The organism is Micromonospora coriariae (assembly GCF_900091455.1).
In the GTDB taxonomy this organism is placed as follows: Bacteria; Actinomycetota; Actinomycetes; order Mycobacteriales; family Micromonosporaceae; genus Micromonospora; species Micromonospora coriariae.
Map to the genome: position 1 here is coordinate 2,653,219 of NZ_LT607412.1, position 15,269 is coordinate 2,668,487.

At 73.4% G+C, this 15,269-nt stretch carries 12 protein-coding genes; 5 read left to right on the plus strand and 7 right to left on the minus strand.

Annotated elements, in window-relative coordinates:
* Positions 1-41: 41 nt before the first annotated feature.
* Positions 42-1,574, minus strand: a complete 1,533-nt coding sequence (locus GA0070607_RS12440) for an acyl-CoA carboxylase subunit beta (RefSeq protein WP_089018352.1) — start codon at positions 1,572-1,574, stop codon at positions 42-44.
* A 190-nt stretch (positions 1,575-1,764) separates the two neighbouring features.
* Here GA0070607_RS12440 and GA0070607_RS12445 point away from each other — a divergent pair, with 190 nt between their 5' ends.
* Entirely contained in the window at positions 1,765-2,340 is a 576-nt protein-coding gene (locus GA0070607_RS12445) for a snapalysin family zinc-dependent metalloprotease (protein ID WP_089018353.1), read from the plus strand.
* 64 nt (positions 2,341-2,404) lie between these two features.
* Here the strand turns inward: GA0070607_RS12445 and GA0070607_RS12450 are convergent, their stop codons facing one another.
* The 5 genes from GA0070607_RS12450 to GA0070607_RS12470 form a co-directional block, all read right to left on the minus strand.
* Positions 2,405-3,325, minus strand: coding sequence for a hydroxymethylglutaryl-CoA lyase (locus GA0070607_RS12450; protein WP_089018354.1), 921 nt, complete (start codon positions 3,323-3,325; stop codon positions 2,405-2,407).
* A 197-nt stretch (positions 3,326-3,522) separates the two neighbouring features.
* Positions 3,523-4,860 (minus strand): acetyl-CoA carboxylase biotin carboxylase subunit, encoded by a 1,338-nt coding sequence (locus GA0070607_RS12455; RefSeq protein WP_089018355.1) that lies wholly within the window; start codon positions 4,858-4,860, stop codon positions 3,523-3,525.
* 72 nt (positions 4,861-4,932) lie between these two features.
* On the minus strand, positions 4,933-5,532 hold the full coding sequence (locus tag GA0070607_RS12460) for a TetR/AcrR family transcriptional regulator (protein ID WP_089018356.1): 600 nt from the start codon (positions 5,530-5,532) through the stop codon (positions 4,933-4,935).
* Positions 5,533-5,611: 79 nt separating this feature from the next.
* On the minus strand, positions 5,612-8,503 hold the full coding sequence (locus tag GA0070607_RS12465; RefSeq protein WP_089018357.1) for a hypothetical protein: 2,892 nt from the start codon (positions 8,501-8,503) through the stop codon (positions 5,612-5,614).
* A 2-nt stretch (positions 8,504-8,505) separates the two neighbouring features.
* Positions 8,506-10,293 carry an HSP90 family protein gene (locus GA0070607_RS12470; RefSeq protein WP_089018358.1) on the minus strand — a complete coding sequence of 596 codons (1,788 nt, stop codon included), beginning with the start codon at positions 10,291-10,293 and terminating at the stop codon, positions 8,506-8,508.
* A gap of 120 nt (positions 10,294-10,413) precedes the next feature.
* On the opposite strand from GA0070607_RS12470, the gene GA0070607_RS12475 reads away from it, so the two are divergent.
* Entirely contained in the window at positions 10,414-11,607 is a 1,194-nt protein-coding gene (locus tag GA0070607_RS12475) for an MFS transporter (RefSeq protein ID WP_089018359.1), read from the plus strand.
* On the opposite strand, the gene GA0070607_RS12480 is transcribed toward GA0070607_RS12475, so the two are convergent.
* Positions 11,604-12,761, minus strand: coding sequence for an FAD-dependent oxidoreductase (locus tag GA0070607_RS12480; protein WP_089021815.1), 1,158 nt, complete (start codon positions 12,759-12,761; stop codon positions 11,604-11,606). The genes GA0070607_RS12475 and GA0070607_RS12480 overlap by 4 nt on opposite strands.
* A 107-nt stretch (positions 12,762-12,868) precedes the next feature.
* Between GA0070607_RS12480 and GA0070607_RS12485 the strand changes: the two genes are divergently transcribed.
* The 3 genes from GA0070607_RS12485 to GA0070607_RS12495 all read left to right on the plus strand — a co-directional run bounded on the left by GA0070607_RS12485 (position 12,869) and on the right by GA0070607_RS12495 (position 15,237).
* Entirely contained in the window at positions 12,869-13,450 is a 582-nt protein-coding gene (locus GA0070607_RS12485; RefSeq protein WP_157743140.1) for a TetR/AcrR family transcriptional regulator, read from the plus strand.
* Between the two features lie 69 nt (positions 13,451-13,519).
* Complete coding sequence (locus GA0070607_RS12490; protein WP_089018360.1) at positions 13,520-14,068, plus strand: SigE family RNA polymerase sigma factor; 549 nt, start codon at positions 13,520-13,522, stop codon at positions 14,066-14,068.
* Positions 14,065-15,237 carry a hypothetical protein gene (locus tag GA0070607_RS12495; RefSeq protein ID WP_089018361.1) on the plus strand — a complete coding sequence of 391 codons (1,173 nt, stop codon included), beginning with the start codon at positions 14,065-14,067 and terminating at the stop codon, positions 15,235-15,237. Before GA0070607_RS12490 ends, GA0070607_RS12495 begins: the two co-directional genes overlap by 4 nt.
* Positions 15,238-15,269 lie beyond the last annotated feature (32 nt).

A 15,269-nucleotide genomic window follows, 5' to 3' on the forward strand; every position in this document is an offset into this window, starting at 1 on the left:
CGTGACGCCGGGACGGTTCGCTGTGCTGGTCCGGTCGGGGGTCAGACCGGGGTGACGCCGTGCCGGCGCCGGGAGAAGTGCCGATCCTTGGTACGCGCCGCGGCGAACCGGCGGACCAGCTCGGTACGCAGGTCGTGCGGCTCGACTATGGCGTCCACCACCAGCTCGCTGGCGAGCCGGACGACGTCGATGTCCTGCTCGTACTCGGCCCGCTTGGCGGCGACGAAGGCGGCCCGTTCGTCCGCGTCCGCGATAGCGGCGATCTTGTTGGCGTAGACCGCGTTCACCGCCGCCTCGGCCCCCATCACCGCGATCTTCGCGCTGGGCAGCGCGATGGTGGCGTCCGGCTCGAACCCGGGGCCGGCCATCGCGTAGAGGCCGGCGCCGTACGCCTTGCGGACCACCACGCAGATCTTCGGAACGGTCGCCTCGGAGATCGCGGTGATCATCTTGGCGCCGTGCCGGATGATGCCCTGCTTCTCCACCACGCTGCCGACCATGAAGCCGGGCACGTCGCTGAGGAAGAGCAGCGGCACGTTGAACGCGTCGCAGAGCTGCACGAACCGGGTCGCCTTGTCGGCCGAGTCGACGAAGAGCACGCCGCCCTTGAACATCGAGTTGTTGCCGAGCACGCCGACGACCTCGCCGTTCAGGCGACCGAAGCCGATGGTCAGCTCCTTGGCCCACAGCGCCTGGATCTCGAAGAAGGACCCCTCGTCGAGCAGGCCCTTGACGTACCGCCGCATGTCGAACGCCTGCCGCTCGCTGGCCGGCACCAGCGCGGCCAGGTCGGCCTTCGCGGGCGCGGCGACGGCCTCCGCGGCCGGCGGTGCCTGGGTCCAGTTCGCCGGCAGGTACGACAGGTAGCGGCGTACCACGTCGAGCGCGTCGGCCTCGGTCTTGCACAGGAAGTGCCCGACGCCGGATTCGGCGGTGTGCACCTTGGCCCCGCCCATCGCCTCCAGCGTGGTCTTCTCGCCGGTGACCATCTCGACCATCCGGTCGGAGCCGAGGTACATGCTGGCGTTGCCGTCGACCATGGCCACCACGTCGCAGAACGCCGGGATGTACGCCCCGCCGGCGGCGCTCGGGCCGAACAGCGCGCACACCTGCGGGATCGAACCCGAGGCGCGCACCTGGTTCCAGAAGATCTTGCCGGCACCGCGACGACCGGGGAAGAGGTCGACCTGGTCGGTGATCCGGGCGCCGGCCGAGTCGACCAGGTAGACCATCGGCACGCCGGCGCCGTACGCCCGCTCGATGATCCGGATGATCTTCTCGACGGTGCGGGCGCCCCAGCTGCCGGCCTTGACGGTGGAGTCGTTGGCCATCAGGCAGACCTGCCGGCCGTCGATGGTGGCGGTGCCGGTGACCACGCCGTCGGCGGGCAGCCCCTCGGCCAGCGCGTTGGCGTACAGGCCGTCCTCGACGAACGAACCCTCGTCGACCAGGAGCGCGACCCGCTCCCGGGCGAAGAGTTTGCCCTTTGCGGCGTTCGCCGCGTGGTACTTGTCCGCGCCGCCGGACCGGGCCCGCTTGCGCAGCTGCTCCAGCGCCTCACCGTCGAGCGTCACGCTGACTCCCTCGCCGTACTGACCTGAACGATCGTTAGGCTATCGCATTCGCGCGACGCCCGGCGACCCATGGGCGGGACCGGATGGCCGGGTGGCCGCCGGGAGGCTGCGGATTCAAACCAGACATTGAAATCTATTAATCTCTATGGCTAGGCTCCTGACACCCCCTCCTCCCGGATTGGAGTCAGCGATGACCTCACGACTCAATCGGCTCGCGGTCGCGTTCGTCGCGACGGCGCTCGCCACCCTCGGCGTCACGGTCGCCAACCCGTCGCCCGCGTCCGCCGCAATGACCATCTGCTACAACACCAGCCAGGCGGGCAGCTACGCCAGCACCGCCAACCAGGCCGCCTCGATCTGGAACAACGCCACCGTCAACCTGACGCTCTCGGCGAACTGCGGCTCCAACCTCCGGATCTACCGGATCACCGGCGGCGGCTCGTACGCCGTGCGGACCAGCCTCGGCAACGGCCGGGTCTACATCGACACCCAGCAGGCCGCCCAGTACAGCGTGCTGCGGATCATGACCCACGAGATCGGGCACATCCTCGGCCTGCCGGACAACTACAACGGGAACTGCGCGCTCCTGATGTCCGGTGGCAGCGCCGGCACCAGCTGCACCAACCCGTACCCGAGCACCGCCGAGGCGAACCGGGTGAGCAACCTCTTCGCCGGCACCTTCGCCGCCACCGAGCGCAGCACGGACCGCGCCGGAGCGGACATCTTCCGCGACAGCTGGCCGAGCGTGCTCACGCCGGTGGGCTGACCGACCGGGCAGATACGTCGGAGGGGCCGGCACGCCGCCGGCCCCTCCCCGCGTTCCCGAGCGGTCAGCTCGGCATCGGCGTCAGCCGGGTACGAGGGCCGGCACGCAACACGCCGGACGGGAGCTTCTTGCCGAGCAGGTGCTCGGCAAGCTCGGCCGCCTCGATCAGGGCGGCCAGGTCGATGCCGGTGTCGATGCCCATGTCGTGCAGCATGTGCACGGCCTCCTCGGTGGCCAGGTTGCCGCTGGCCCCCGGGGCGTACGGGCAGCCGCCCAGGCCGCCGACGCTGGCGTCGAACTCGGTCACCCCCAGCTCCATCGCGGTCAGCAGGTTGGCCAGCGCGGTGCCCCGGGTGTTGTGGAAGTGCAGCAGCACCGGCACGTGCGCGTTGCGGTCGCGTACGGCGGTCAGCAGCTCGCGGACCCGGCGCGGAGTGCCCATGCCGGTGGTGTCGCCGAACGCGACCCGGTCCGCGCCGTCGCGGACCACCCGATCCACTATGCCGGCCACCCGCTCCGGGGCGACGTCCCCCTCGTAGGGGCAGCCGAAGCTGGTCGCCACGATCACCTCGACCCGCGCGGAAGCACCGTGCAGCAGGTCGATCAGCTCGGCGATGTCGTCCAGCGACTCGTCCGTCGAACGGTTGACGTTGCGCCGGTTGTGCGTGTCGCTGGCCGAGACCACCACCTCGATCTCGGTGAACCCGGCGGCCAGGGCCCGCTGGGCGCCCCGCGTGTTCGGCACCAGGGCCGAGTAGCGCACGCCGTCGGCCCGCACCGCCCGCCGCCACACCTCGTCGGCGTCGGCCATCTGCGGGATCGCCTTCGGGTGCACGAACGACACCGCCTCGATCCGGCATACGCCGGTGCCGGAGAGCGCGTCGAGCAGCCGCACCTTGGCGTCGGTCGGGATCGGGTCCTCGTTCTGCAGCCCGTCTCGCGGCCCGACCTCACGGATCGACACGGAATCTGGCAACTGGCTCATCGGTCACCTCGCTGTGACGTCGGATCGGGGCGGGATGTCGGCTCCACCGCGCCCTTTGCACTGCTTCAACGGACGCAACGGCGACTGTCCGGTATCCGGACGACCGCTGTTGCGTCCAGGTAAGCAGAGCAAAGGGCTCGGCTGCCAGTGCCGCCGGGTCGCTGGACGGCGGCCCGGCGGCCCGGCGGCCGACCGGGTCAGCGCATGCGGGAGACGATGCCGGTGTCGTAGGCGCCGGAGAGAAACTCTTCGTTCTCCAGCAGCTCGGCGAAGAAGGGCAGGTTGTTCTTCGGGCCCTCGATCCGGAAGGCCGCGACTGCCGTCCGGGCCCGCTCGATCACCTCGTCCCGGGTGGCACCACTGATGATCAGCTTGGCCATCAGGCTGTCGTAGAACGGGGTGACGGTGTTGCCCTCGGTGTAGCCGGAGTCCACCCGGACCCCGTCGCCGGTCGGTTCGACCCACGTCTTCACCACGCCCGGGCCGGGCAGGAAGCGCTTCGGGTCCTCGGCGTTGATCCGCATCTCGATGGCGTGCCCGCTCGGTGCCAGCGCGTCCGGATCGAAGGTCGGCGCCAGCCCGGACGCCACCCGCAACTGCTCCTCCACCAGGTCGACGCCGTAGACGTACTCGGTCACCGGGTGCTCCACCTGGAGCCGCGTGTTCATCTCAAGGAAGAAGAACTCGTCGGACGCAGGATCGAGCAGACATTCCACCGTGCCCGCGTTGCGGTAGCCGACCGCCTCACCGGCGCGTACCGCCGCGGCCAGGAAGCGCTCGCGCAGCTCCGGCGAGACCGCCGGCGACGGCGACTCCTCGACCAGCTTCTGGTTACGCCGCTGCACCGAGCACTCCCGTTCGCCGAGCGCCACCACCCGGCCGTCGGCCAGGCCGAGGATCTGCACCTCGACATGGCGCACCCGGGGGAAGTACCGCTCGATCAGCACCGAACCGTCGCCGAACATCCGCTCGGCGAACGCGCGCACCTTGTCGTACTCGGTGCGCAGCGCGGCCTCGTCGACCGCCACGCCCATGCCCATGCCGCCGCCACCGGCGGCGGCCTTGACCATCACCGGGTAGCCGATCCCGGCGGCGGCCGTCACAGCCGCGTCCAGGTCGGCGGCCGGGTCGGTGGTGCCGGGCGCGACCGGAACGCCGGCCGCCGCCATCAGGTTCCGGGCGTTGATCTTGTCGCCCATCGCGGTGATCGCGTCCGCGCCGGGGCCGACCCAGATCAGACCGCTCGACTCGACGGTACGGGCGAACTCGGCGTTCTCCGACAGGAAGCCGTAGCCGGGGTGGATGGCCTGCGCGCCGGTCGACTTCGCGGCGGCGAGGATCGCCTCGGTGTTGCGGTAGCTCTGCGCCGGGTTCGGCGGGCCGATGAGGACCGCTTCGTCCGCCTCGGCGACGAACGGCAGATGGGCGTCGGCCTCCGAGTACACCGCGATCGCGCGGATGCCGAGCCGCTTCGCGGTACGGATGATCCGGCGGGCGATCTCGCCCCGATTGGCGACCAGCAGTGACTCGATCATGTTTCCTCCCGGCGTCCGGATGTTGGGACGGTTGTCAGGAAACCATGACCGGCACGCCGGTGACGAGTCGGCTCAGGCGAGCAGTGCGGCCAGGGCGGCGTCGCGCAGCAGCTCGGCGCGGCGTCGGCGGTCCACCTCGCCACCGAGGAACGGAGTCGAGTTCATCAGGCCGAACGCGGCGTGCGCGAGCACGCGCGCCTCACCGTCGGGCATGCCCGGGTGCAGCGCGGTGAGCACAGTCACCCACTCCTCGACGTATAGCCGTTGCAGGCGACGGATCCGCCGCCGGGGCTCGTCCGGCAGGCGGTCCAGCTCGTGCAGGTGCAGCGCGATCACCGCCGGGTTGGCCAGCGCGAACTCGACGTGGAAGTCGATCAGCGACTCCAGTACGCCGCGCGCGTCGTCCGGGTGCCCCGCGGAGCGCTCCCGGCCGCCGGCCAGCAGCCCCTCGCTGACCGGGATCAGCGCGGCGGCGAGCATCGCCTCCTTGCCGGCGAAGTGGTGGTAGAGGGCCGGGCCGGTCACCCCGGCGGCCGCGCCGATGTCGTCCATCGACACCCCGTGATAGCCCCGGGCGGCGAACAGACCGACCGCGATCTCCAGGATCTCGTCCTTGCGGGACCGGCGCCGGCCCGCACCCGCCGCACCCCGTGCCTGCTGCTCCACCGTCACGGGGCAAGCGTAGACCGCGAGCCGCGCACCGTGGAGCGGTGGTTACCGGTCGGTTGCGCACGCCGCACCGTCGGTCGGGTCAGTCGTCCGGGTCGAGGTCGTGCTCCGCCCGCAACGCCGCGGCCTCCTGCGGCCGGTCCAGCAGGTCCAGCGCACGGGCCAGCAGCCAGGCGGTCTGGCGCACCGGCCGGGAGTCCGCCGGGAGGCCACCGAGCACCCGGCGCAGCAGCGGTTCCGCCTCGGCCGGACGGTCCAGGCGCAGCAGCAGCTCACCGATGAGGATCTCCACCTGCGCGGCCTCGCCGAACGCCTCGATCGACCGCAACCGGTCGGGCACCCCGGCCAGCCGGCCCAACGCCTCGTCCGGCCGGTCCTCCCCGGTCAGCACCCGCGCACCGGCCTCGGCCGCCATCGCCAGCTCGTACGTCACCGGCGGCGACTGCTCCGGCTGCCCGGCCAGCGTCGCGGCCAGTCCGTCCATCAGCTCGATGGCGCGCACCGCCGCCGGTCGGTCATCGGACCAGAACCAGGCGTACGCCTCCCGCCGGCGGGCCCGCAGCTCGTCGAGCGGCAGGTCGGCGAGCCGGTAAGCAGTGGCGGCAGCGGTGAACCGCTCGGCGGCCACCGCGTCCCGGTCGGCGTCGTAGAGGATCCCGCCGGCCTCCTCCAACACCTGAGCGCGGTGCGGGAGGTTGTCCGGGCCGTCCAGGTTGTCGGCCAACCGCTCCAGCAGTGCCAGCGCCGGATCGATCTCGCCGAGCCCGGCGTAGACACCGGCCAGAAGGTGCCGGCAGCGGTCCGCTTCCGCCTGGGCGCCGAGCCGGTCCAGCCCGAGGACCGCCTCCTCGGCGACCTCGGCCGCCTCACCGAGCCGACCCACCACCCGGTACGCGTTCGCCAGCTCCCAGCGCAGGAAGGCGTCCCCCTCGGCGCCCCGCTCCACGCAGAGCGTCACCGCCTCGACGAAGTCGTCCACCGCGTCGGCGGCCCGCCCGGCGGAGAGCAGCGCCCGGGCCCGGGCCACCCGGACCGGCAGCACCGCAGCCGCCGGAGCCACGGCCAGCGCCTCGTCGCAGGCGGCCACGGCGTCGGCCGGATCGTCCACCGCCCGGACGTAGGTCAGGCAGGCCGCCGTGATCAGCTCGCCGACGCCCAGCTCACGGCCGATCCGGCGGGCCTCGTCGGCGGCCGCGCGGGCCTCGTCGACCCGGTCCGACTGCTCCAGCAGGTGTGCCCGGTGCAGCGCGATCCGGGCCGCCAGGTGCCGGTCGCCGCCCGCGTCGGCGGGCACCCGGTCGAGCGCGGCGAGCGCCTCCGCCCAACGTTCCCGGTGCAGCAGCGCCAGCGCCACCCGATCGTGCCCGGCGGCGCGCTGTCTCGCGTCGCCGAGCCGGTCCAACACCTCGGCCGCGGCTCGGACCAGCGCCAACCCCTCCTCGGCGTCGTCGTCGGAGCGGGTCAGCAGCACCCCGAGCCGCCCGGCGACCACCTGCGCGGGCACCTCCTCGGCCGCCTCCCGGTACCGGCTCAGCGCCGCCCGGTTCATCTCGATCGCGCCCGCGATGTCGTCCTCGTCGCCGCGCTCGGCCGCCCGCAGCGCCAGCCGGTGCGCGGCCGTACGCGGTGGCAGGTCGTCGGTGCCGAACCGGTCGTCGCAGGCGGCCAGCGCCGCCCGGAACGTGGCCCGGTCGTGCCGGCCCCAGCTCTCCTCGGCGAGGGCCAGCAGCTCGTCCGGACCGGCGTCGGCGGGCAGGGCCACGCTGGTCTCGTCGCCGGCCCGCGCCCGGTCGGAGGCGGCCGGTGACACACCCCGGTCGCGGTGGATGCTCGGCTCGTCCCCGACCGGGCGGGACGGGCGGCGGCGGACGCTGGCGGAGAGCGGCAGGTGCTCGCCGCTCGCCCGCACCGCGAGCCGACCGGCTATCCACTCCGACTGGTGCGCGGTGCCGTTGCGGGCGTCGAAGCGGGCGGCCAGCGCGGTCGCGGTCTCCGCCAGCTCGTCGGCGAGCGTCAGCGCGGGCACCTCGCCGGCCGGCCGCCCCTCGGCGGCACGGCGGTACACGGTCGGTGCGCCGATCCGGCCGGCCTGGCGCAGCGCGGCGGCGGCGGTCGCCGCGAAGTGCATCGCGGCGGCCGGCGACGGCGGCCGGTCCAGCCAGTCCAGGTGCCGTTCGACCAGCTCCACCGCCCGCGCCTCGTTGCCGGTCAGCGTGCAGAACTCGATGTGGTCGCCGATGTCCCACAGGTCGGCGAGGTTGGCGCGCAGCCGGCGGTACGCCTCCCGGTGCGCGTCCCGCGCCGACTCACCCCGCCCGGTGCGCAGGTACGGCAGGAGCAGCGCGGTGAGGATCGCCTGCGGCTGCTCGGTACACGTGAGCCGACCGGCGAGCACCGGCTCGGCCAGTGCCACCGCCTCGGCGTCCCGTCCGGTGTCGGCGAGATAGCCCACCTGGCTCGTCGGGTCACAGCCGGCACAGTCGGAGAGTTCGTCGCGCGGGGTGGTCTGCCAGAGCCGGTACCAGTGCGCGGCCGCCTCGGCGTCACCCACGTGGTCGGCGACCCGGAACCGGTGCTTGTGGACGGTCTGCAGGCTGTGCCCGCCGGCCCGGTAGCGCCGCTCCATGTCGTCCAGCACCGCGTACGTGCGGTCCAGCGGCACCTCCGGGAACTTCAGCAGGCCGGACACCATGTACTTGAAATGCCACAGCAGCTGGTGCAGGTGGCGCTGGTGGTAGGGCTGCGGATCGCTGTCGAACTCGGACAGGCACCAGGAGAAGGTCACGAAGGACTTCGCCGGCTCACCGCCGTAGACGTACCCGGTGGTGGCCTGCATCCGCGTGACGAAGGCGAGGTGCCGGTCGTCCGCGGCGTCCACCCGGCGCAGCAACTGCTCCAGCGCGGCGATCTGCCCCGCCCCGTACGGCATGTCGGCGATGCCGCGCAGCACCCGCCAGAGATCCTCGTCGGCCATTGTCACTCCCGTCCCGGCACGGCCCGGCCGAGCAGGCCGAGGAAGGAATCGTTCAGCAGCGCGGCGTCGGCCGCGCGGATCGGGTGGTGGCCGAGCAGCAGCGCCTGCCCGTACAGCGCCTCGACGGCGAGCCCGACCAGCTCCGGGTCGGCCAGCATGGTGACCCGGCGGACCAGCGGGTTGCGGTGGTTGAGCACCAGCTGCGGGCGGTCCGGCGGGGCGGTGGCGGCGAGCGCGTCGAGCACTCCACCCCACAGCTCGTCGGCCCGGTCCCGGCTGGCCGCGAGCTGGTCGTTGAACGCCGCCGACCGGCTGACCAGGTAGAGCGCGGGCAGCGAGACCGGGTCGTACGCCCGGATGACCACCTCGCAGCCGGAGCGCTCGACCGCCCGCTGCGCCGCGGCGAGGAACGGCCGCAGGGCCAGCTCCACCTGCGGGTCGAGACCGTCGAAGCGGGTGGTGAGGTCGCTCGGCTCCAGCCGCTCGATCAGCACCGAGCGGTCCACCGTCGGCAGCCGCTCGATCAGCTCGGTGTCGTACGTGTAGCCCGCGTTGACCACCGCCAGATCCTGCGCGGCGGCCACCGCGGCGAGCTGGCGGAACTCGTCGAGGCTCGCCGCGTACCGGAGCACCCCGTAGCGCTCCCGGAACTCGGCGAGGGTGAGCGTGCCGACGTTCGTGTCCATCGGCCACCACCGGTCGACCAGCCGGAGCATCTCGTCGTCGTGCAGTGCCAACGCTTTCACGCCGAGGTGGTGCACCTGGAGGAACTCGGCCAGCCGGTGCGGGTCGTGCCGCGCCAGCCGGACCAGCCAGCCGCGTACCTGGTCGCCGAGCGCCTCCCGGGTGGCGGCCAGCAGGGTGTCCTCGTAGAGGGCCTCCCGGCTGGCGGTCGGGCGCAGCTCGGTCGCGTCCACCACGCAGTGCGCGAAGAACGCCCAGTCCGGCAGCAGCCCGTCGGCGTGCTCGGTGAGCAGCATCCGCTTGAGGTAGACCCGGTGCCCGGCCCGGGCCGCCGGGTTCACCGGGGTGGGCAGGATGAATGCGACACCGGTCAGCCCGGCCTCCGGCACGCTCAGTGGCACCACGTCGAACGGGTCGACGCCGAGCGTCTCCCGGGAGTATCGGATCAGTGCCGCCCGGTCGACCGGCGCTCCCGCCGTGGTCGGCCAGGGTGGCTCGCCGGTGGTGGTGACCACGTCACCGACCCGGACGGTGACCGGCAGCAGGGAACCGAAGAGGCGGGCCAGGTCGGTGACGGTCGGGGTGCTGAACCACTGGTCGGCGTCGCGGCGGGGCACCAGCGTGACAGTCGTGCCCGGCTCGGCGCGGGCGGCCTCGGGCGGCGCCACCGTCACCGCATAGCGGCCGTCGGCGTACCCGGTCCAGCGGACCGTGGGGTGGCCACCGTGCCGGGTGAGCACCTGGATCTCGTCGGCCACCAGGAAGCAGGAGAGCAGGCCGATGCCGAACTGGCCGAGGAACTCGTGCCGGGAGAAGCCCAGCTCGTCGCGCTTGGAGCTGCGGCCGATGGTGGCCAGCAGCTCGTGCACCTGCGCCTCGGTGAGGCCGATGCCGGTGTCGTGCACCCGCAGCGTGCCGTCGCCGGTGCGGTCCGGCGGCTCGATGCGGACCAACGCGGGAGCGTCCGGCTCGTTCGCCCGCCGCGCGGTGATTGCGTCCACCGCGTTCTGCAGCAGCTCCCGGACGTAGACCCGCGGGCTGCCGTAGAGGTGATGACTGAGCAGGTCGACCACGCCACGGAGGTCGACCTGGAAGGTGTGGTCCACGCCTGAGTTCTCCCCGGTCCGATGCCGGCGCCCACCGTACCGATGATCACCGACGCGTGGCGTCCCCCTTTCGCCCGGCGGTTTGACCCTCGACCCGGTCGAACCCGCACGGTCAGCGCCATGACCTCCTCCGCTCTCGGCCGGGACTTCCGGCTGCTCTGGTCCGCCGCCGTCTCCTCCCGATTGGGAGACGCCCTGCGTACGCCGGCTCTGGCGCTGCTGGCCGCGGCGCTGACCCGCGATCCCCGGGTGATCGCGGCGGTCACAGTGGTCGCTCAGCTGCCGCCGCTGCTGTTCGGCCTGCTCGGCGGCGTGTACGCGGACCGCTGGGACCGCCGGCGGACGATGGCCCTGGTGGACGGGGTCCGCGCCGCCGTGGTGGCAGCGCTGGCCGTGGCGGTCGCCTTCGACCGGGCCGGCGTCCTGGTGCTGCTGGTGGCCGCGTTCCTGCTCGCAGCGCTGGGCACCCTCTTCGACGCCGCCTCGTTCGCGCTGCTTCCCGCGCTGGTGCCGCCGGCCGCGCTGCCCCGGGCGAACGGCCGCCTCCAGGCGGGTACGGCGGTGGCCGGCGGCTTCCTCGGCGCACCCGCCGCCGGCGTTCTCTTCGCCGCCGCCCCCGCCCTACCGTTCACCGTCGACGCAGTCACCTTCGCGGTGGCCGCCCTGCTCGTCCTGGCCCTCACCCCGACACCCGCTCCGCAGCCGGTGGCCGGATCCCGGCGAAAATCGGTGTGGGGCGAGATCGTCGAGGGGATGCGGTGGCTGCGTGGGCACCGGACACTGTGGCCGGTCACCCTGCTGGCCGCAGCGAGCAACCTGGCGATCAGCGGGCTGCTGGCGGTGCTGGTGCTCTACGCGCTGGACGTGTTGCGGGTGCCGCCGGCCGGGTACGGGCTGTTCGCCGCGGGGACGATCGTCGGTGGCGTGGCCGGGGCGCTCGGGTCGGGTCGGCTCGCCGCCCGGCTCGGCACGGTGACCGCGCTGCGCGTGGTACTCGCCGTGCAGACCGTCGCGCTGGCCGGGTTCGCGCTGGCCCGGCATCCCGTGCCGGGCGGGATCGCGCTGGCCGTCTTCGCCGCCGGCACAGTGGTGTGGAACAGCCTGTGTGCGTCGTACGGGCAGCGGCACGTGCCGAGCGGACTGCTCGGTCGGGTGGGTGCCGCGCAGCGGATGGTCGGGCTGCTCACCGCACCGGTGGGCGCGACGCTCGCCGGGCTGGTCGCCGCAGCGTACGGAACCGTGCCGGTGGCGGGTGCGGCGGCTGGCACGTTCGCGCTGGTCACCCTCGCGGCGTGGCGCACACTACGGGCCTAGCCCGGCGTTCGTTCCCGGTGGGACAGCCCGGACAGGCGCAGCGCGATCTGGCGTCGGGCCGGCGGCACGGCACCGAGCAGCCGGAGCAGCACGTCCCGTACCGGCCGGCGGGCCGGGGAGAGGGTGGCCAGCCGGGTCAGCCCGGCGGCGAAACTCAGCACGTCCTCGGCCATCGGGCGCTGCCGGGCGGTGTAGCCGTCCAGCAGCGTCTCCGGCCCGCCGCCGAGCACGTCGGCCAGCGCGGTGCCGAGCGCCACCGCGTCGCAGATGCCGAGGTTCATGCCCTGCCCGCCGGCGGGGCTGTGCACGTGCCCCGCGTCCCCGGCCAGCAGCACCGGTCCGGACCGGAAGGTGTCGGCGATCCGGTGGTGCACCCGGAACCGGGATCCCCAGAGCACTTCGGTCACCCGTTCGGGTTGCCGCGCCGGGCCGCGCTCGTCGAGCAGCGCCTGGAGGTACGCCGCGTCGGGTTCGGCCGGTGCGGTCGGCGCGGCGGCGACCAGCCGAACCACCCCGTCCGGGAGCGGCGCCCAGATCAGCGGCCCGGACCGGGCGAGGAAGAGCGCCGCCTCGTCGCGGGGCAGTGCACTGTGCACCCGGACGTCGGCCAGCACGAAGGACTCCTCGTCGCTGGGGCCGGTGAAGCCGATGCCGGCCAGTTGCCGGACAGTGCTGTGCAGGCCGTCCGCGCCGGTCACGAACCGGGCGCGCACCTCTGCACCGTCGACCTGCGCGAGCACCCCGTCCGCGGTCCGCCTCAGACCGGACAGCCGGCACGGCCGCCGGACCCGGACGCCGAGGTCGGCCAGGCGCTCGCTGAGCACCGCCTCGGTGACCGCCTGGGAGACCATCAACGCGTAGGGAAAGCGGGACGGCAACTGGTGGAACGGAACCGACAGCAGCACCCGGTCCCGGTCGCGGACGGTGAAGCGCGGCGCCCGCACGCCCTGGGCGACCAGCGGCGCCGCGGCGCCGATCCGGTCCAGCACCTCCAGGGTGTACGCGTGCACGACGGCCGCGCGGGAGGTCACCGGCGGGCTGCCGAGCTGGTCCACCACGGTCACCTCGAACCCGCGGCGGGCCAGTGTCAGTGCGGTGGTGAGGCCGGTTGGCCCGGCTCCCACCACCAGAACGTCGGTATGCGTGGGCAGCATGGCCACCTCCCGAACAACCGTTGCCAACACATGTTGGCAAACACTTGTTGGCAACGCTAGGTCGCCGCTCATTGTGTGTCAACAGTCGTTGGCATACGGTCGTTGACATGACAGCGCCAACCCATCCGACCCAGCCCCGCCGCTCGGACGTCACCCGGGCCGCGATCCTGCGAGCCGCCCGGGAACGGTTCGCCGCGGACGGGTACGAGCGCGCCACCATCCGGGCCATCGCCGCAGACGCCCGGATCGACCCGTCGATGGTGATGCGGTACTACGGCAGCAAGGAGGGCCTCTTCGCGGCGGCGGCCGAGTTCGACCTACGGCTGCCCGACCTGACCGACGTGCCGCCCGGGCGGTTCGGCGACGTCCTGGTGCGGCACTTCCTTGCCCGGTGGGAGGGCGACGAGACGCTCGTCGCGCTGCTGCGTGCCGCGAGCACCAACCCGGGCGCGGCGGAGCGGATGCGCGGCATCTTCGCCGACCAGCTCACCTCTGCCGTGGCCACGTTCGGCACCGACCCGGCAACCACCGCCCGACGCGCGGGCCTGGTCGCCAGTCAGATCCTCGGCCTCGCCTTCACCCGCTACATCGTCCGCCTGCCACCGATGGTTGAGCTGGATCCGGAGGAGCTGGTCTCCTGGGTCGCACCGACCCTCCAGCGATATCTGACCGGGCAGCCGGAGAGCTGACCCAACCTTTTCCCCCTCCCCGTGCGTCTGCCAGGTGACGGCCGAACGCGGCGGCCGGGAGGTGGGCGGATGGCAAACGACGGACGCGACGGCTACCTCGCCTTCGTGGAGAGCCACCAGCACCGCCTGCTGCGCGCGGCCTACCTGATCTGCGGCAACCGGCACCAGGCCGAGGACCTGCTCCAGGACGCGCTGCTCAAGCTGGCGCTGCGCTGGACCACGGTCCGCGACGGCGATCCCGCCGCGTACGTGCGGGCCATCCTCTACCGGGACACGGTGTCGTGGTGGCGTCGCCGGCGGCGGGAACGGCTCAGCGCCGAGCCGCCGGAGCAGGTGGCCCCCGACCGCGACGGCGCGTTACGGCTCACGCTGCACGACGCGCTCGGCCTGCTCCCGCCCCGGCAGCGGGCCGTGCTGGTGCTGCGCTACTACGAGGACCTGACCGAGGTCGCCACGGCCGAGGCGCTCGGCGTGACAGTCGGCACCGTGAAGAGCCAGTGCCACGCGGCGCTGCGCCGGCTCCGCGAGGTGGCCCCCGACCTCACCCGGGACTCCCGACCGGCTCAGCAGCCGGCGACTCGCCGCGACCTGGCCAGCGGCCTGGAGGTGAATCCGTGAACGAGCAGGACCTGCGCCGGCTGCTGACCGTCAGCGTCGAGGACGTCCGGCCCAGCCACCCGGCCACGGCCGGCTGGGAGCGGGCCCGGCGTACCCGGCGTACCCGACTGGCGGTCGGCGCCGTCGCCCTCGCCGTGGCACTGATCGGCGGCGGCACGGTGGCCGCCCTGCGACCCCCCGCCGATCCGCCGCCGGACCAATCGGTGGCCCCCACCCCGACCGTCGAGCCCAGCCATGCCCCGCCGGTGGTGCGTGCCCCCGCCGAGCTGACGTTCCCGCCCGACCCGTTGGCCCGGCTCAGCGGCCCGGCGACCGTGCGGCTGTCGGAGCGACCGGTCCAGCGGGCGCTGGCGCTGTTCCAGCAGTTGACCGAGGAGTACCGGGCGGACGGCCCCGTCCGGATTCTCGGCGACGACGGCGTCGTGCGCAGTCTCGACGTGGTGACCCCGGCACCCACCCGGGACGAGGGCGGCAACCAGGCGCCCGCCGTGAAGCCGGGGGTGCTGTCGCCCGACGGCCGGTCGGCCGCGTTCGCCCAGACCGACGAGCTGATCATGGTCGACCTCACCATGGCGACCGTGCGCCGGATCCCGCTCGACGGCTACCTGGAGCTGGTGGTCTGGGCGAGCGACCGGGTGCTGGTCGGCGGCGACGACCGGACGTACGCGGTGGACCGGGTCACCGGCGCGGCGAGCGAGGTCGACGTGTCGGCCTGGGACCTCGTCGCACCCGACCCGGCGGCCGGCCGCGACGCGGCGCTCGTCGAGGTGGGCGGGCTGACGCTGCGCAGCCGAACCCGCGAGGGCACGGTTCGCTCCGAACAGCGGATCACGGGCTCGGCACTGCCCTCGCCGTACCAGGTCAACGAGTTCTACGGCCGGGGCTGGCTGCACGGCGAGCGGCTGGCCCGGGCAGCGTGGATCACCAATGACGAGATCGGCGGGGCCGAGGGAGTGGCCGTGCTGGACGCCCGCACCGGCGCGGTCGCCCACGTGCTGGACCTGGGTCGGGACCGGTGGAAGAGCTGCTGCGAGGTGCTGGGCTGGGACAACGAGGGCGCCGTGCTGCTCCGCCTGCAACCGACAGGCGTGGCGCGCTGGCACCCGGAGACCGGCGAGATCACCGGCGTGGTCCGCGACCTGCCCGGCGTGGTGGCGCTGGCCGGTTGAGCACCGTCCCCGCGAGACGACAACCGCCGCGC